The 17,668-nt window shown below is 43.1% G+C and carries 20 protein-coding genes; 18 read left to right on the forward strand and 2 right to left on the reverse strand.

The features are described 5' to 3' along the window. Positions 1–61: 61 nt before the first annotated feature. The 9 genes from IGJ17_RS04525 (at position 62) to IGJ17_RS04565 (ending at position 4,619) form a co-directional block, all read left to right on the forward strand. Complete coding sequence (locus IGJ17_RS04525; RefSeq protein ID WP_086332111.1) at positions 62–2,041, forward strand: S9 family peptidase; 1,980 nt, start codon at positions 62–64, stop codon at positions 2,039–2,041. A 298-nt stretch (positions 2,042–2,339) separates the two neighbouring features. Further along, positions 2,340–2,492 (forward strand): 50S ribosomal protein L33, encoded by a 153-nt coding sequence (gene rpmG / locus IGJ17_RS04530; protein ID WP_005225339.1) that lies wholly within the window; start codon positions 2,340–2,342, stop codon positions 2,490–2,492. Between the two features lie 16 nt (positions 2,493–2,508). Then, positions 2,509–2,778: a 30S ribosomal protein S14 gene (gene rpsN, locus IGJ17_RS04535; protein ID WP_005237326.1), complete on the forward strand. Its 270-nt coding sequence runs from the start codon at positions 2,509–2,511 to the stop codon at positions 2,776–2,778. Positions 2,779–2,793: 15 nt separating this feature from the next. Further along, on the forward strand, positions 2,794–2,928 hold the full coding sequence (locus IGJ17_RS04540; protein ID WP_005237325.1) for a putative metal homeostasis protein: 135 nt from the start codon (positions 2,794–2,796) through the stop codon (positions 2,926–2,928). A 29-nt stretch (positions 2,929–2,957) separates the two neighbouring features. Then, on the forward strand, positions 2,958–3,128 hold the full coding sequence (rpmF, locus tag IGJ17_RS04545) for a 50S ribosomal protein L32 (RefSeq protein WP_005237324.1): 171 nt from the start codon (positions 2,958–2,960) through the stop codon (positions 3,126–3,128). 37 nt (positions 3,129–3,165) lie between these two features. Beyond that, on the forward strand, positions 3,166–3,561 hold the full coding sequence (locus IGJ17_RS04550; protein ID WP_086332112.1) for a hypothetical protein: 396 nt from the start codon (positions 3,166–3,168) through the stop codon (positions 3,559–3,561). Between the two features lie 25 nt (positions 3,562–3,586). After that, entirely contained in the window at positions 3,587–3,994 is a 408-nt protein-coding gene (locus IGJ17_RS04555; RefSeq protein ID WP_005237322.1) for a NusG domain II-containing protein, read from the forward strand. Between the two features lie 160 nt (positions 3,995–4,154). Beyond that, complete coding sequence (locus IGJ17_RS04560) at positions 4,155–4,346, forward strand: hypothetical protein (RefSeq protein ID WP_086332113.1); 192 nt, start codon at positions 4,155–4,157, stop codon at positions 4,344–4,346. A 105-nt stretch (positions 4,347–4,451) separates the two neighbouring features. Continuing rightward, complete coding sequence (locus IGJ17_RS04565; RefSeq protein ID WP_005237320.1) at positions 4,452–4,619, forward strand: hypothetical protein; 168 nt, start codon at positions 4,452–4,454, stop codon at positions 4,617–4,619. Positions 4,620–4,662: 43 nt separating this feature from the next. Here IGJ17_RS04565 and IGJ17_RS04570 read toward each other — a convergent pair whose 3' ends face one another. Then, positions 4,663–5,268 carry a TetR/AcrR family transcriptional regulator gene (locus IGJ17_RS04570; RefSeq protein ID WP_005237309.1) on the reverse strand — a complete coding sequence of 202 codons (606 nt, stop codon included), beginning with the start codon at positions 5,266–5,268 and terminating at the stop codon, positions 4,663–4,665. A 174-nt stretch (positions 5,269–5,442) separates the two neighbouring features. Here IGJ17_RS04570 and IGJ17_RS04575 point away from each other — a divergent pair, with 174 nt between their 5' ends. Both IGJ17_RS04575 and IGJ17_RS04580 read left to right on the forward strand, forming a co-directional pair. Beyond that, positions 5,443–9,669 carry a 2-hydroxyacyl-CoA dehydratase gene (locus IGJ17_RS04575; RefSeq protein ID WP_086332114.1) on the forward strand — a complete coding sequence of 1,409 codons (4,227 nt, stop codon included), beginning with the start codon at positions 5,443–5,445 and terminating at the stop codon, positions 9,667–9,669. A gap of 199 nt (positions 9,670–9,868) precedes the next feature. Continuing rightward, the gene (locus IGJ17_RS04580) at positions 9,869–10,576 is read left to right on the forward strand and encodes a GntR family transcriptional regulator (protein WP_005228765.1); all 708 of its coding nucleotides are present in this window, start codon (positions 9,869–9,871) and stop codon (positions 10,574–10,576) included. 200 nt (positions 10,577–10,776) lie between these two features. Here the strand turns inward: IGJ17_RS04580 and IGJ17_RS04585 are convergent, their stop codons facing one another. Continuing rightward, the gene (locus IGJ17_RS04585) at positions 10,777–11,418 is read right to left on the reverse strand and encodes a YigZ family protein (protein WP_086317472.1); all 642 of its coding nucleotides are present in this window, start codon (positions 11,416–11,418) and stop codon (positions 10,777–10,779) included. Between the two features lie 110 nt (positions 11,419–11,528). Between IGJ17_RS04585 and IGJ17_RS04590 the strand changes: the two genes are divergently transcribed. The 7 genes from IGJ17_RS04590 (at position 11,529) to IGJ17_RS04620 (ending at position 17,557) form a co-directional block, all read left to right on the forward strand. Then, on the forward strand, positions 11,529–11,822 hold the full coding sequence (locus IGJ17_RS04590) for a DUF7662 domain-containing protein (protein WP_005237305.1): 294 nt from the start codon (positions 11,529–11,531) through the stop codon (positions 11,820–11,822). 72 nt (positions 11,823–11,894) lie between these two features. After that, the gene (locus tag IGJ17_RS04595) at positions 11,895–12,215 is read left to right on the forward strand and encodes a PTS sugar transporter subunit IIB (RefSeq protein WP_005228768.1); all 321 of its coding nucleotides are present in this window, start codon (positions 11,895–11,897) and stop codon (positions 12,213–12,215) included. A gap of 106 nt (positions 12,216–12,321) precedes the next feature. Then, the gene (locus IGJ17_RS04600; RefSeq protein WP_086332115.1) at positions 12,322–13,632 is read left to right on the forward strand and encodes a DEAD/DEAH box helicase; all 1,311 of its coding nucleotides are present in this window, start codon (positions 12,322–12,324) and stop codon (positions 13,630–13,632) included. Further along, positions 13,622–14,305 (forward strand): ComF family protein, encoded by a 684-nt coding sequence (locus tag IGJ17_RS04605; RefSeq protein WP_034872461.1) that lies wholly within the window; start codon positions 13,622–13,624, stop codon positions 14,303–14,305. Before IGJ17_RS04600 ends, IGJ17_RS04605 begins: the two co-directional genes overlap by 11 nt. Before the next feature lie 137 nt (positions 14,306–14,442). Beyond that, positions 14,443–15,000, forward strand: a complete 558-nt coding sequence (hpf, locus tag IGJ17_RS04610) for a ribosome hibernation-promoting factor, HPF/YfiA family (protein ID WP_005237301.1) — start codon at positions 14,443–14,445, stop codon at positions 14,998–15,000. A gap of 187 nt (positions 15,001–15,187) precedes the next feature. Further along, positions 15,188–16,135, forward strand: coding sequence for a LacI family DNA-binding transcriptional regulator (locus IGJ17_RS04615; protein WP_005237300.1), 948 nt, complete (start codon positions 15,188–15,190; stop codon positions 16,133–16,135). Between the two features lie 156 nt (positions 16,136–16,291). Next, the gene (locus tag IGJ17_RS04620) at positions 16,292–17,557 is read left to right on the forward strand and encodes an extracellular solute-binding protein (RefSeq protein WP_061053856.1); all 1,266 of its coding nucleotides are present in this window, start codon (positions 16,292–16,294) and stop codon (positions 17,555–17,557) included. Positions 17,558–17,668: the final 111 nt, after the last annotated feature.

Below are 17,668 nucleotides of genomic sequence, written 5' to 3' on the forward strand. Positions count from 1 at the left end.
GTTTCTTTTGATATACTAGTAGATAGTTACTGCGAAAATACGTATATTTGGAGGGAAATGGATGGAAAAAATAACGAATGAGACACTGTTTGAACTGAAAACGATTGCGCAACCTGCCGTGGGGCAAAATCAGGTTTTTTACTTGGAAACGGCAGTCAACCAAGAGACCAATACGTATGATTCAGCGATTTATAGTATTGACCCAAAGACCAACGAAAGGCGTGAGTGGGGCACCGAAGCGACGACCCACAACAGCCTAAAGGTCTCGCCAGATGAGCAATGGCTCAGTTTTGTGACGACCGATCCAAAGAAAGGTGAAAGTACGTTATGGACGATGTCGGTGTCCGGCGGCAAGCCCCAAGCACTTGTGACTGAAAAAGGTCTGGGCGACTATTTTTGGAAGCAAGACGCAACAGCTATCTATTACCAGCTGGCACAAGAGGAGACGGTTTCAGAGAATCAAGACGACAAAGAAAAGACGGACAAGCAAAAGGAATTTCCACAAGTAAAAGCTACTACGAAAGTCAATTATTTGGCGGATGGCGTCGGCTTTTTAAAAGAAAAAAAACATTCGATCATCAAAAAAACGATCGCGACACAAGAAACGGAACTGATTTTTGAGCATAAGTATCCCTTTGTGTTCTCTGGCTTAGCGGATGATCAAGAGACTTTGTTTCTCACTTTTGACAAAGAGGAAGAAGACGAGTGGGACTATGGATCGAAGGTTTGTCTCCTAAATAGCCAGACGAAAAAGACAGAAAGTTTAGAAAACATTCTGCCAGAAGGAACGTATACTTTTGCTGCAGCGCGCAATGATCAGCTGCTATTATTAGGCAATGACCTCTCTTACGGATTTGTGACCTTGGATGATTTATTTTTGATCGATTTAAAAACGAAAGCGGTCAAAAATCTTTCCCAAGATCTTGACATCGCTTTTGGCAATGCGATCATCAGTGATTTTCAACAAAAAAATCGCGGCGTAGCGATCACCTGGTTGACGGATGACACATTCCTTGTACCCGTAACGGAGCATGGCAAGCTACAATTGTACCGCGCCTCGATCCAAGGAGAATGGACCAAACTGCTTGATGAAAAAATGGATATCCTTGATGCGGCGATCTATTCGGAAGCCAAACTTGCTGTTGCTTATGCGACGCCATCGATCCCTAGTCGCTTAGGCTTGATTGACTTAACAAGTGGCGAAGTAACTGATCTATATGATCCCAACCAAGCAATTATGTCACAGTTAGCGATCAGTAAACCCGAAGCGTTTTGGTACGAAGGAGCAGATGGTTGGCAAATTCAAGGCTGGTATTTGCCCCCGACCGAAACACAAGAAAGTCATCCAGCAATTTTGTACATCCATGGCGGTCCGCAAGTCTGCTACGGCGAAACATTTTTCCACGAGATGCAAGTCCATGCCGCTAACGGCTATGGGGTCATCTTGTTGAACCCTCGTGGCGGGCAAGGGTACGGTCAGGCGTTTGTCAAATCGATTTTAGGTGATTATGGCAATAAAGATTATCAAGACTTGCTGTTGGGGGTTGATGCCGTGGTGGCAAACCATCCAGAAATCGATACGAACACGATCCATGTAGCTGGTGGCAGCTATGGTGGCTTTATGACCAACTGGATCGTTGGTCATACCGATCGTTTTTGTGCGGCAGTTACGCAACGCTCGATCTCAAATTGGATCAGCTTTTATGGGACGAGCGACATTGGACCTGCCTTTGTCAAATTCCAATTGTTGCGGGAACTTGATGAGACCGAAGGACTTTGGAAGATGTCGCCTTTGGCCTATGCCAGCCAAGTCAAGACACCTACGCTAGTACTCCATGGGGAAAATGATTTGCGATGTCCGCAAGAACAAGGACAGCAGTTTTACATGGCGTTGCAGCGTAAAGGCGTCGATACGAAGCTGATGCTGTTTCCTCAATCCTCTCATGGTTTATCACGCAATGGCTTGCCGAACTTGCGGATAGAACGCTTGCAAGCGATCAGTGAATGGCTTGCATCACATGAGAACAAATCAGTAAATTAACCGAAAGAAATCACCTGATAAAGGATCACGACGTGGGCTGCTTGAAAAGCCCGACCAGTGATTCCTTAAAGATCAGGTGGTTTTTTTGCGCGATCAAAAGCTACAGGTTCCTGTTACCTTGCCGCCAATGACAGCAACGATTGAAAACAAATTCATATGACGTTTTCTTCACGTGTTAAATAACAAAAAGAAGAAATAGTTTTGCTTGCTTCCTATGTTTGAGTGTGATATGATACAAAACGTAATCGTTACACTTTAACCTTTTTTGGTGTGACGCAAGAGAAAGGAGCTGGTTATTATGAGAAACAATATTATTTTGGCATGTGTGGAGACAGGGGAAAGACTTTATTTGACTAATAAGAACCAGCGCAATACGCCGGAACGTTTAGAATTAAAAAAATATTCACCAAAGTTGCGGCGCAGAGCGATTTTTCGTGAAATCAAGAAATAGGAAGGACAATAACTGAATGGCAAAAAAATCAAAAATGGCAAAATACAACAAGCAAGTACAACTGATCGAACAATACCGAGCAGTGCGTCAAGAATTAAAAGCGCAAGGAGATACCCAAGCATTGGCCAAACTACCGAAGGATTCGAATCCGACTCGTTTGAAGAAACGGGATATGATCGATGGTCGTCCTCGGGGCTACATGAATAAATTCGGCATGTCACGGATCAATTTCCGTAAGCATGCACACCTCGGAGAAATTCCCGGCGTTACAAAAGCAAGCTGGTAACAGAAAGGAGTCAACATGGAAAAAACGGACTTGTCTAGTGCGTATCGACGTTTAAAGAGCCCGAACATCAAAACAAGGAAACGCGCATTAAAAATCATTCATGAATTTAAACGAAACAAACGAAAAAATGCATTGCAGCTGCGTGCATAATGAAAAAGTGACAGAAAGTTGGAAATGACATGGCAGTACCTGCAAGAAAAACATCAAAAGCAAAAAAGAATAAGCGTCGGACCCACCATGGCGTCAAATCCCCAGCGATTTCGTTTGATGGGACAACAGGAACCTTCAAGCGCAGCCACCATGTATCTTTAGCAGAATACAAAGCACAGCACCCAATCGAAAAGAATTAACGCCGTCTTATGACGCCGTCCAGAAAGCAGGGGGAAAATGGAGATCATCTATCCATCATTGATTGAAGAAGCCTATCGTCACAGTAAAAAATTTCATCCAGAGATCACCAAAGAGGCCATCTATCGCCATTTTTACGAAGCTGGTTTAATCAAAGAAAATGGCGATCCAACGGAAAAAGCCTTGTCAGAAGGGGTCGTTAAAGATTATACTGAGGACTGGGATCTTACCTTTGAAGAATTTTTGATGATCTACCCCGTGTTTCGTTCCTTTGACCCAAAGCATTTCAAGAAGATCGATCATTTTTGGGAAATGGATTTGGCTTTGCAAGAACAAATTCTTGACCAATGGGAGCAAGAAACCTTCACAGAGGAAGAGATCATTGATCTAACTGCTTTTTTCGAAGAGCGATTACCTTCTAAAAAGGAACAGTGAATGAACAGTGAAAGGCGTACATGTGATGAAAAAGACGATCCAGCCATTTTTAAAACTATTAAAGCCCTATGATTATCTATTGTTTGTTCTATTAGTTGTTGGCTCTTTTTTACCGCTTTTTCTATTTGAAGCGCAAGCCCAAAGTGATACTGGGGATCGTTATGCGATCGTGCGAATCAATGGGGAAGAAGTTGACCGTTTCAACTTGGAAGAAATCGATGCGATGGAAAAAACGTATTATCCAGCAGAAGGTCAGTACAATATCGTCGAGATCAAAGATGGTGCGATCCGAGTGCGTGAAGACAATAGCCCGGACCAAATTGCTGTCAAAACCAGCTGGATCTATCGCAATGGACAGACGAGCATTTGCCTGCCTCATAAGCTAGTGATCGAGATCAAGCAAGCTGGTGCTTCTGACTATTTAATTTATTAATCGAACTTCGTGGTAGTTGGAAACTACACTATTTTGTGTTGGTGGGAAATCGTTGGATTTTCTACTGACACTTTTTTATTGAAAATAGAAAATAAGTGCGTCTAACTGGAGACAATCTGTCGATCAAACTCAGTCTCATTTGATAAGAAACGAGGAGCATATGAAAAAGATAAGTTTCTGCAAACATCCTTCAAACCAAAGCTATGTCAATAATGCTGAATTGCCAGAAATGGGGAACGGTGAAGGGGAGAAGAAAGGATCGTTCCGTTTGTTCAACAAATTTTCTACTAAACCTAGAAAAACAGTTCAGCATTACGAAGCATTGGTTGCGTCTAAATCGCTTGTCCAATAAAGAGGAACGAAAACCCTAAAAATCCTTTTTTATGAAGGGCTATAAGTTGAAGATTTTTTTTATTTGCGATAGGCTATTAGTAAAGCATTCGGGAGATGAAAACACATGAAATTTAAATTGAATCTAAAAGAAAAAGTAACGGAAGTTGCAGAGCATGTCTATGATGTGGTGAAAAAGGAAGATTATGCGATTCGTGTGGCTCCAAAAGGAATCAAAGTAACGAAACAGCGCAAGACGAAAGACACGATCAAATGGCGTTCAAAGAATCACTAATTGAGGAATAAAAAAGAAACTGCACATTCGCAGCTTCTTTTTTTTATTCCTCAATCTCAATCCCCAAGACAGTCAGGTGGCCGTTTGCCACCAGTTTGATGACAAGTTTTGCTAGATGGTCGGGTGTCATCGTTGTTTCTGCCGTTAGCCACCAATGCAAGGTACCAACAAATATCGAGGTCATATAGTCAATGATGAAGTCTAAGGGCACTTCAATGTCTCCTTCGGTGATTCTTAACGTTGAAAAGATCTCTTGGTAACGTTCAGTCAAAATCAGGCCCAACTTTTTACGGATGATCTCAATGGCAGAGGCATCCATGATCGTCAAATAAAAGGAACGATTGTTTTGAATGTGTAAAAAAAGTTCGGTCATGGCCGCTTCGATTTTGCGGATTTTGATGCGATTTCCTTGAACAAAATCTTCAAAATCAAGAATCGCGGTAAATGATTCGACAGCCAAGTCAAATATCTTTTCATACAAGTCTTGTTTGTCTTTGTAATGGGCATAAAAGGTTGCACGGTTGATCATGGCTTCATCGGCGATATTTTGGACAGTCACTTGCTCGAAGCCTTTTTCTTCCACTAAGCGGATAAAAGCTTCAATAATGTACTTATTGGTTCGTTTGACACGTAAATCCAATTTTTTCATATTGTGAATTTCCTTTCAAAATAAACAACAAAAAACGGGTAATTGTTGTTTATCCCACACCTTCCTTAGAATTGTTTGTTGAATTATCAATCAAAAGAATTACAATGAACATAAGTATTATAACAAACGGCTTGTTAGATAATCAACAAAGTGTTGTTTAGATGGAGGCAACAAATGAAAAAATATAAAGCGGGCATCGATGTCGGGTCGACAACAGTCAAGATGGTTCTGTTAGATGAAGGCAATCAAACGTGTTTTTCAAGATATGAACGACACTATGCAGACATCCAGAAGGCAGCGGAAAAAATCATTAGAGAAGCGCAAGAAGTGATCGAAGATCAGCCGCTGGCGCTGGCGATTACCGGATCGGGTGGGATGGGTCTGGCGGAAGTTTTGCGGATCCCATTTGTCCAAGAGGTCATCGCTTGTACCAAAACAGTTGAGACAATGATTCCCGAAACCGATGTGGCTATCGAGTTAGGCGGCGAAGATGCGAAGATCACCTTTTTTGAAGGGGCATTGGAGCAGCGAATGAACGGCAGTTGTGCCGGTGGAACGGGTGCGTTTATTGATCAGATGGCGGTTTTATTGAAAACGGATGCCAATGGGGTCAATGAACTAGCCAAAGATTATCAAACCCTTTATCCGATTGCCTCACGCTGTGGGGTCTTTGCCAAAACCGATGTGCAGCCGCTGATCAATGAAGGAGCAGCAAAAGCAGACATTGCGTCGAGTATCTTTCAAGCGGTGGTCAATCAAACGATTGCTGGCTTGGCTGCTGGTCGTAAAATCAAAGGCAAGGTAGCCTTCTTAGGCGGTCCACTGACGTTTATGTCGGAACTGCGTCAACGATTTATCGATACGTTGAACCTGCAAGAAGCAGATATCATTTTTCCCGAGAACCCAGAACTGTTTGTAGCGATGGGGGCCGCACTGTATGCAGAAGAAGAGCAACAGCTTTCCGTGCTATTGGCCCGCTTAGCCAACGGAGAAGATGGCAAACTCGCGCCAACTGATACATTAGCCCCATTGTTTAAAGACGAGGAGGAATTGACTGCTTTTCGTGCTCGCCATGCTCAAGCGGTGGCCACAGAAAAAGCGTTGTCTGAGCATACAGGCGCTGCTTATCTAGGCATCGATGCAGGATCAACCACAACGAAAGTGGTTTTGATCAATGATGCAGGGGAATTATTGTTTTCTTTCTATGGCAATAATGAAGGTGAACCGTTAGCGACAACGATGGCGGTTTTACAAGAGCTTTATCGTCAGATGCCTTCTGACGTTTACATCGCAAAGTCAACGATCACAGGTTACGGCGAGCATTTGATCAAACATGCACTGAAAGTCGATATCGGTGAAGTGGAAACGATGGCCCATTACAAAGCTGCCGAACATTTCCAGCCGGGGGTTGATTTTATCCTAGATATTGGTGGGCAAGACATGAAGGCGATGACGGTCAAAGATGGCGCGTTATCTTCGATTCAATTGAATGAAGCCTGTTCCTCAGGATGCGGCTCCTTCATTGAGACTTTTGCCAAATCTATGAATCAGGATGTCAAAGAATTTGCGTTGGCAGCGACAAAAGCCCAAGCACCGGTTGACCTTGGTTCGCGTTGTACCGTCTTTATGAACTCAAAAGTGAAACAGGTCCAAAAAGAAGGGGCTTCTGTTGGCGACATTTCAGCCGGCTTGTCTTACTCGGTCATAAAAAATGCCATCTATAAAGTGATCAAGGTTCGGCGACCTGAAGACCTCGGCGAGAAAATCGTCTGCCAAGGAGGGACTTTCTATAACGAAGCGGTTCTGCGCGCTTTTGAATTGATCAGCGGCCGTGAAGTCGTTCGACCATCGATCGCCGGTTTGATGGGGGCATATGGTGCCGCTTTGATCGCTTTAGAAGAAGCAGCCCTTGACGATGTTAGTACATTGTTGTCTCCTGCAGAAATGGCCGATTTCCAAGCAGAAAAAGAATTTACGAATTGCGGTCTATGCGAAAACAATTGCTTGTTGACGGTGACCCTCTTTTCTGACGGTCGAAAATTTATTACCGGAAATCGCTGCGAACGTGGTGCGCGAATCAAAATCAAGAAAGAAGACCGCAAAGTCAATCTTGTGGATGAAAAATATCGCCGCTTGTTTAAGTACCGTTCCTTGCGTAAAAAAGAGGCCGTCCATGGTGAAATCGGCCTACCAAGAGTATTGAATCTTTATGAAAATTATCCGCTTTGGCATACCTTTTTCACCAAGTTAGGGTTTCGAGTAACCTTGTCGCCACGTTCCAACAAAGAACTATATGAGCAAGGGATCGAAACGATTCCTAGTGATACGGTTTGTTACCCAGCCAAACTAGCCCATGGACACATCCAAGCACTGATTGATCAAAACGTACCGTTGATATTTTATCCAGGGGTCATTTTTGAGCGATTAGAGAACACTGCCGCTGAGAATCATTTTAACTGTCCAATTGTGCAAAGCTATCCAGAAGTGATTCGTAATAACGTCGATGCGATTCGTGAAGGGGCGGTTGACTACCGCTGTCCGTTTTTGAATTTGGCGGATGAAGCCTCAATGGTCAAAACTTTAACGAGTACTTTTCAAGATTTTGGTTTTGTAGAAGAAGAAATTGCCCAAGCCCTACGCAGCGGTTTCGAGGAGCTGGATCAGTTCAAGACAGATATTGCGCAACGGGGAGAAGAAACGCTACGTATGCTGATGACGACCAATCAAAAAGGGATCGTTTTATCTGGAAGACCATATCATTTGGATCCTGAAATCAACCATGGGATTGCAGAAGTCATTACCCAAGAAGGCTTCCATGTATTGACTGAGGACAGTATTGCTCATTTAGCAAATGTCGGCGATCTGAGGGTTGTGGATCAATGGGTCTATCATTCGCGATTGTATGCGGCAGCTCGAGTGGTCGCGAAAAACAAACAATTACAACTGGTTCAATTAAACTCATTCGGTTGCGGGATCGACGCAGTCACTACTGATCAAGTCGAAGAGATTATGGCGCAGTATGGGAAGTTATATACGGTGTTGAAAATCGATGAGGGAGCGAACCTTGGGGCAATTCGGATTCGGTTGCGTTCCTTGAAAGCAGCAGTCAACGAACGGGACAAACAGCACTTTGTACCTAAAAAGCAATACGAGGAACCGGCAAAGATTATTTTTACCAAAGAGATGCGCAAGCAGCACACGCTCTTATTGCCGATGTTGAGTCCCATCCATCAAAGCGGGTTAGTCGATGTTGCTTTGCAAGCTTCTGGGTATCAAGTGGTCTGTCTACCTAGTGAAGATCGTGAGGCGGTTAATGTCGGTTTACGCTTTGTCAATAATGATGCGTGCTATCCGGCGATCATTTCCATTGGACAGCTAGTAGAAGCATTGCAAAGCGGAAAATATGATGTTGAAAATACCAGTGTTTTGATGACTCAGACGGGCGGCGGATGTCGTGCAACGAACTATATTCCTTTGTTACGTAAAGCACTGAACGATGCAGGATTTCCACAAGTGCCGGTGGTATCTATTTCGATGGGCAACACCGGGGTTGAATCAAATCCGGGCTTTCGCTTTACCTTACCGATGATGAAGCGTTTGGCGGTGGCATTTTTATACGGAGATCTCTTTGAACGGGTCGTTTATCGCACCCGTCCGTATGAGCAAGAAGCAGGGGCTGTCGATCGGCTCCATCAAGAATGGCTGGAAAAAATTGCCAAAAATGTCCGCAATGGCTCCTTCAGTCTGTTTAATCGAAATATGAAAAAAATCATTCAAGCCTTTGATCAAGTGCCGATAAGAGATATCAAGAAGCCGCGTGTCGGTGTCGTGGGAGAGATTTTAGTGAAGTATTCACCGACTGCCAATAACGATGTCGTTCGCCTGTTAGAAGCAGAAGGAGCGGAAGCGGTCGTACCAGATATTGTCGGCTTCATGAATTATTCCCTCTACAATCAGATTTGGCGCTACGAGCATTTGGGGATGGCGAAGAAAAGTAAAATGATCGCTGATTTTGCGATCATGGCGATTGAAAGGCTCCAAAAACCGATGGATAAAGCACTGAGGGCGTCAACGCGTTTTGATGGTATCCATTCGATCCATCAGCTTGCGGAGCAAGCGAGCGAGATTGTTTCCATTGGTAATCATACGGGAGAAGGCTGGTTCTTGACCGGTGAGATGATTGATCTATTGGAAAATAATGTCAACAATATCATTTGTCTGCAACCATTTGGCTGTCTGCCCAATCATGTGGTAGGAAAAGGTGTTATGAAAGAATTACGTCGTCAATACCCGCAGGCGAACATTGCGGCCATTGATTATGATCCAGGTGTCTCGATCGTCAATCAATTGAATCGTATCCGCTTGTTGATGGCCACTGCCAATAAAGCGTTGGCTGAATAAATTCTCAAGCCAGCGACCGAACCAATTTAAAAGAAAAGCGACTGCTCTTGTTTGGACATTTTGTGATAACTTCTTTCTTCTGCCTATAAAATAGGGAAAGAATTCGCACAAATTGAGAAAAACAGAGCAGTTTTTGCTTTTTTTATTAGCTATTTAGGTATATACCAGTTATAATAGGAGGGGAACGGAGGAATGTGTAGTGGTGGAAAAATTACCTGTTTATATCCAGATTCATGATCAAATTAAAGCCAATATTGAAAACAATACATACAAAATCGGGGATCGTCTGCCCTCAGAGCGCGAGTTGTCGAAACAATTCGGTGTGAGTCGCATGACGTTGCGACAAGCGATCCAAACCTTAGCAGATGAGGGGATTCTTGAGCGTAAAATCGGTTCCGGCACTTATGTGGCTCGCCAAAAAGTACAGGAGAAAATGACGGGCACGACGAGTTTTACCGAAATCATGAATTCTCTTGGTCGTAAACCTTCTAGCAAAGCGGTCGCTTATTTCTTGACTGCACCTAGCTCCAGTGAAATGGAAAAGCTGCAATTAGAAGGTCACGAAACGATTTTACGGATGGAGCGGATTCGGTATGCGGATGATGTGCCGATCTGTTTTGAAGTCGCGAGTATCCCTGAGAAGTTTATTCATGACTTTAGCAAAGAGGAGATCATCTCTTCCCTCTATAAAGTTTTAGAGGAAAAAGGACAACGGAAAATCGGTGGCGCTTCACAGACAATCTCAGCCATGGTCGCTTCCGAGCAAATTGCTGATTACTTACAAATCAAACGCGGCGATGCGATTTTACGTATGCGGCAAATCACTTCATTTGAAGATGGTCAACCATTTGAATACGTGCGCACCCAATATGTTGGTAATCGTTTTGAATTTTATATGGAAAAATAACCTGTCTATTTCAATTGGCAACAAAAAGCCCAAAAAAGCCGAAAGGACCCTACGAGCGTTTCAGCTGTTGCGTAGCGTCGCTGGTTGCATGACCGTTTCGGCTTTTCAAATATTTGGGCTTCCTGCATTGGTTGTAGCAAACTTGGCAGCGTCCTCCTTGAGGAAAAGAGCACACACTGGAAGGTCTTTAGTAAGCTGGCTTACTCTGTGGACTGCTCGATCAAGCGTTCTACATATTCGGTAGTCCCTCTGGTCAATTGCACTTGACCTTGTAGCAAATCGATCAGAGCGGCTTCTTGGTCGGCAAGTACTGCTTCAGGAATCATTAAGGTGACAACGATTTTCTCCGTATAAGCAATATCTTTTATATAGATATTCTGCAGTTCTAAGTAGTTTTGGAGCTTGCCTAAAAGGGGATAATCGATGGTCAAGGCAAGTTCTTGATGCAAAATACCCTCGACGATTCCTACCTCTTTGATTCCAGCAGAGGCCGAACTTGAATAAGCGCGAATCAATCCACCAGCACCCAGTTTCGTTCCACCGAAGTAGCGGGTAACAACGGCGATCACATTGATCAGTTCGTTTTTCTTTAACACTTCTAAAATCGGTACCCCAGCGGTGCCGCTCGGTTCACCATCATCACTGCTGCGCTGGATCTCATGATTTTCACCTAATACATAGGCGCTGCAATGATGATTTGCCTTCCAATGCTCTTTCTTGAGGGCTTGAATAAACGCTTTGGCTTCGTCTTCTGATTGAATTCGTTTTAATGAACAGAGGAAACGCGATTTTTTGATTTCTATTTCTGTTTCTCCGTCTTGTCGAATCGTTCGATAAGTCACGCGCACGATCGCCTCCTTTATGTTTCTAGTATAGGCAATCGGAAGGAAAGTTACAAATAGAAGAAAGAAACAGGTACGAACATAGACTCTAAAAAGAGGAGGCAGTTGCTTTGGGTAGACGCAAAAAGTACGATACGATCACTCACTATTTAAAAAACAACGGTGGTTCGCAAATCACCTTAACGTTTACGCAGTTTGATGAATTTCTTTTCCCCGCATCCGGTTTGCCCAAAAGTGCCCGCACCAGTAGCGATTGGTGGGCGAATGATTACCGACATCCAGAAAATGGGGCTTATGCGTGGCTGAATGCCGGCTACGAGGTAGTCCTAGTCAATTTAAAAAAAGAGTACGTCGTTTTTAATCGTTTAGTAAAATCAAACTGGTTGCTGGATAGAAAGCGTTGACAAATTTCAAACTTGTTCTATACTAGAGATAGGAAATGTTATCTTATTCTTAAAATTCAAGGAGTGTTCGATATGGCGAAAAAAACAATTATGTTAGTTTGTTCTGCAGGGATGAGTACAAGCTTATTAGTAACAAAAATGCAAAAAGCAGCTGAAGCAAAAGGATTAGAAGCAGATATTTTTGCAGTTTCCGCATCAGAAGCAGATCAACATTTAGAAAGCAAAGACGTAAACGTTTTACTATTAGGACCACAAGTTCGTTTCATGAAAGGCGATTTCGAGAAACGTCTAGCGCCAAAAGGAATTCCATTAGAAGTAATCAACATGGCAGATTACGGCATGATGAACGGCGAAAAAGTCTTAGATCAAGCTTTGACATTGATCGGCGAATAAGCAAGACCTGCTGTTGAAGCAAACAAGAAACCTGTAATCGGTTCAAGTACTTTTCAAAAAGTACTTGAACCGATTTTTTTGCGTACTTAAAACTGAGGTGTATGTTATGACCAATCAAAAAGGAAGACAATTTTTTGTTTTAGATGAAACAATGAGTGTAGGAAAAACTTTTGATTCTCGACCGGCAATGCTCGAGCAGGGGAAGAGAATCGTTTGTCAGCGTTGCGGTTCTTCCCACCACAAGCCGTCGGTTCTATTGCCGATAGGCTGCTATTACTGTCCAACTTGTATTCGCTATGGTCGGATCACATCAGATGGCCAACTCGTAATTCAACAAACGGATCTTGCAGCCTTTGATCACAAGATCGTTTGGCCAGGAGTGTTGACTTCGTTTCAGCAAAAAATTTCTCAGCAATTAGTGGCAAATTGTCGACAAAAGAAATCGTCTCTTGTTTGGTCAGTCACGGGTTCAGGGAAGACCGAGATGATCTTTGAAACGATCCGCCACATACGGCAAGAAGGTGGTCGTGTGGCGATCGTCTCGCCGCGGATCGATGTCTGCCGTGAACTGTTCCCCCGGATTCAACAAGCGTTCCCACAAGAGGAAAGCCTGCTCCTTTATGGGAAATCAGAAGAACCTTATCGTTATACAACGATCCTTATTGCCACCACTCATCAGCTACTGCATTTTTATCGCAGCTTTCAACTGATCGTGGTGGATGAGATAGATGCATTTCCCTACGAGGGCGATGCGCAGCTGCGTTACGGATTATACAATGCCTTGGCAGAAAACGGGTGTCTGATCTATTTAAGTGCGACGCCTTCAAAACGATTGTTGCAAGAAATTTATTCGGAATTTGCAGTGTTAAAAATGCCTCTACGGTTTCATCAGCGTCCGCTGATCGTTCCGAAACCTATTCATTATAGCCGCTGGGCGCAGGCTTATCGCAAAAAACGTTGGCTGCGACCATTGCTACAGCACTTGCAGCGGTTGGTTAAAAAAAACTTTGTCTTGGTATTTTGTCCAAGTATTCAGCTGATGAAGGAAATGGAAGGGGCAGTCCGCAGGCAAGAAGCATCATGGCTCCTCACTAGTGTTTCTTCACAAGATGAAAAACGGAGGGAAAAAGTCCAATCGGCACGCAGCCAAGTGTACAAGGTGTTGTTTACAACGATGATTTTAGAACGAGGTGTAACGTTTGAAAATGTCTCAGTGGTGGTACTGGGAGCCAATCACCCGGTCTTTACAAAATCGGCGTTAGTACAAATCGCTGGCCGTGTCGATCGCAAAGGTGCGTTTACAGAAGGGGAAGTCATTTTTTTCTACGACCAAACGACAGAAGCGATCCGTCAAGCAATCAAAGAAATCAATGAGATGAACCAATTAGCAAGGAGCTGGTTGACCGATGGAGTGTAGTTGGTGCCAAATATTTTTTTCAAGAGAGGTAACGATCATTGAGCTGTTGGCTCCTTGGCGCATCCCCGAAAAAGAATTATGTCCACAATGCGCTCAGCGATTTACAGTGATCAATTGGCAAAGCTGCTGCCCAACATGTGGCAAAAAGGATACCATTTCCTGCAGTGACTGTCTCTTTTGGGCGAAAACCTGTCCCATGATCCATTTGCAGCATCGGGCACTGTTCGCTTACGATCAAGGGATGAAGGAGTGGATTCACGAATACAAATTAATGGGAAACTATCAGTTGCGAGAGACCTTTGCTGCTGCCATCAGACAAAAGATCAACAACTTTGATTACGATTGTTTGATACCCATCCCGCTATCGGCAGAACGTTACCAGGAGCGAGGGTTTAATCAAGTGACCGCTGTGCTGGACGCAGGCGGAGTTAAGTCGAAAGAATGGCTGGATAAAGTGGTTGATACCGCACCACAAGCTCAACGTTCTCGCAAGCAACGATTAGAGGAGGTGCAACCTTTTGCGGTGAAGCCAGAGGCAACGGTTGAAATAAAAAACAAGAAACTGTTGTTGATCGATGATGTTTACACTACCGGTAGAACGTTATATCACGCAGCTGAAGCATTGCAGACCTTTGGCCCCCAGTCGATTCGATCCTTTTCCTTTGCCCGTTGAATCGTTATTTTGAAAACGCTTAAAGAAATTTGTTCGATTTACTAGGCAAATGAGCAAGAGTTCGATATAATAGAGTTAAGAAGAAGAAAAGAGTGGTCCTTTTCCTTCTTTACTGGTAGACGAAAGGGGTAATTTTTATGTTTAGATATAATGTGCGCGGCGAAAATATCGAGGTAACAGAAGCGATCCGTGATTACGTCGAGAAAAAAGTAGGTAAATTAGAACGTTATTTTAACGATGTGCCGGAAGCAACAGCACATGTTAATTTGAAAGTTTATACTGAAAAAACAGCAAAAGTAGAAGTAACGATTCCTTTACCATTCTTAGTTCTGCGTGCGGAAGAAACCTCACCTGATCTATATGCTAGTATCGATTTGGTTGTTGACAAATTGGAACGCCAAATCCGCAAATTTAAAACAAAAATCAACCGCAAATCTCGCGAGACAGCATTGGTTCCGCCAACAGATGGTGATTTGTTCACAACTGAAGCAAACGATGAAGAAAACAATGGTTCTGAATTAGACATCGTACGTACAAAACGTTTGTCTTTAAAACCAATGGACAGTGAAGAAGCTGTTTTACAAATGAACATGCTTGGACACAACTTCTTTATCTTTGAAGATGCGGAAACGAATGGAACGAGCATTGTGTATCGTCGAAAAGATGGCAAATACGGGTTGATCGAAACCGATTAACAAGTGTTGATACCTTTTTCTCGACACCCCAAAAAATAGTCTTTTTTGACAGAGTAGCTGAGAAGCTACTCTGTTTTTTTATACTCGTTAAATTGGCTGGAAATCTTTTTTATATAGAGAGTGTCTTGGTTATTCTTTTGGTTTATTATGTTATACTATAGATGAAATAATACAAGGAGAGTGAATCATGACTACGCTAGCAGATGTTGCTAAAAAAGCAAATGTTTCCGCAATGACCGTTTCTCGAGTGATCAATCATCCGGACAAAGTAACTGAAGAGTTAAAGCAGCTGGTTCATCAAGCGATGCTTGAATTGGATTATCAGCCGAATATTGCTGCCAAATCATTAGTTTCCAAGCGTTCCCATATCATCAAAGTGTATATTTTAGAGGAGATGGATACGACGGAACCTTACTATATGAACTTATTGGTTGGGATCGCTCGTTCTATTGGTAAAGCACACTATTCTTTGCAGCTAGTTACGACTGACGGGGTGGATCGTGGTCCAGCAGATGGCTGCATCATTACGGGCTTTCGCCAGGCTGACATGGACTGGATAAGAAATTTAAGAAAGCCTGTGGTGTTATTTGGCGAAAATGAAGCTGGGTTCAGTTTTGTTGACAGTGACAACTACCAAGGAATCGTTTCTGCATGCAAACATGCTATCGACACCGGCTATCAACAATTGGTCTATATTGGTTTAGAGTTGGAAGAAGCGTTTACGAAAAGCCGAGAAAAAGGGTACATAGATACAGTCACAAAAGCGGGAATATCACCAAAAATCTATCGTTTTGACAACCGATCTTCCGCCGCCCGCAAGTTTATCCAATCGCAGAATGAGCATTTAATGAAAAACACTTGTTTTATCTGTGCCACAGATCGTTTAGCGTTAGGCATCAATCAAGGCTTACAGTCGATCGGAGTGGAGGTGCCAGATGATTTTGGGATCATCGGCTACGATGGCGTATTCCTTGATCAGGTAAGTTCGCCAAAATTGACAACGATGAAGCAAGCCATTGTGGAAATGGGGGAAGTTTGCGGCGAATTATTGATCCAAAAAATCGAACATAATGATACGAGCCAGCGACAACAGCGCTTTTTACCTCAACTCGTGGTTCGTGAATCCACAAAATGAAAAATTAAGCAAATGGTTGCGCAATTTCTTTTCGATTCATCGACATCTTAATTTAAAGGCTTTTTCTATTTTTGTTATCGCTAACATTTAGAAAAGGTTTGCCATTTTAAGAAACCGGTTGCATAATGGAGTTACAAATTGCAGGAGGTAAACAGGATGAAAGTGAATTGGAAAAAGGCAGCTCTAGGATTAGTTTCAGGAAGTGCGTTGTTAGCGCTTGCGGCGTGTGGCGGCAACGGTGGTAGTACCGATGGTAGTAATGCAGATGCAGGTTCAGGTAGCGATGAAAAAACGCTCACGGTCTCTGTAGGAGCAGACTATATTGATTATATCAATGAAGTGAAATCTGACTTTGAATCTGAAAATGATGTTACCATCAACGTTGTAGAAATGGATATGTTCGATCAAATGGATGCGCTTCAACTAGACGGTCCTGCTGGGAAAGGTCCAGATGTTACGATGTCTCCTTACGATCGTGTAGGTCAAGTAGGCTCGCAAGGGCATTTGGCAGAAATGACTTTGCCAGATGATGGACGGTACAGCGATACAGACAAGCAACAAGTGACGATCGATGATAAAATCTATGGCGCACCAGCAATGATTGAAGCAGTTGTCATGTTCTATAACAAAGATTTGATCGATGAAGCGCCAGCAACTTTTTCTGATTTAGAAGAGCTAGCAAAAGATGATCGTTTTGCAGAAGGCGATGACAATGTTGGTTTCTTAGCTCGTTGGACAGACTTTTATTATACGTATGGTCTATTAGCTGGTTATGGTGGTTATGTCTTTGGGGATGAAGGGACAGATCCATCTGATTTAGGGATCAACAATGAAGGTTCTGTTGAAGCAATCACGTACGCAACTGATTGGTTCCAAAATGTCTGGCCGCAAGGAATGCTGGATGTATCAGCCAACGAAAACTTGATGTTAGATTACTTTAACCAAGGCAAAACAGCAGCCATCATTTACGGACCATGGGGCGTGAACGGCTTTGAAGAAGCAGGGATTAACTATGGCGTAGCGAAAATCCCAACGCTGAGCAATGGCAATGATTATGAAACGTTTGGTGGTGGAAAAGCATGGGTTGTTTCCAACTACTCACAAAACAAAGACATTTCTCAACAATTTGTCGAATATTTAACAAACGAAGCTAATCAAGAGAAATTGTATGAAATGCGTCATGATATTCCAGCAAACATTATGGCTCAAGAAACAGTTGCTGCTTCTGATGATCCAGTAGCAAAAGCAGTGATCGAGCAATACAGTGTTTCACAACCAATGCCAAATATCCCTGAAATGTCTGAGGTTTGGGTAGGGGCTGAAAACATGCTGTTTGATGCAGGTTCAGGCAATATGACTCCTCAAGAAGCAGCGGATAATGCTGCCAAAACAATCGAAGAAGCGATTGAGCAGAAATATTAATAAATAGCCGATTACGGTCTGTCATTCATGTCGACGATTCTATAGAGGATGTTTGTCAAAAGGATTCCTTGCAACGTAGCACGCAAGAAATTGCTTGATGAGATTGATTTC

This window comes from Enterococcus sp. DIV1096b (assembly GCF_050498765.1).
GTDB lineage: Bacteria > Bacillota > Bacilli > Lactobacillales > Enterococcaceae > Enterococcus_D > Enterococcus_D entomosocium.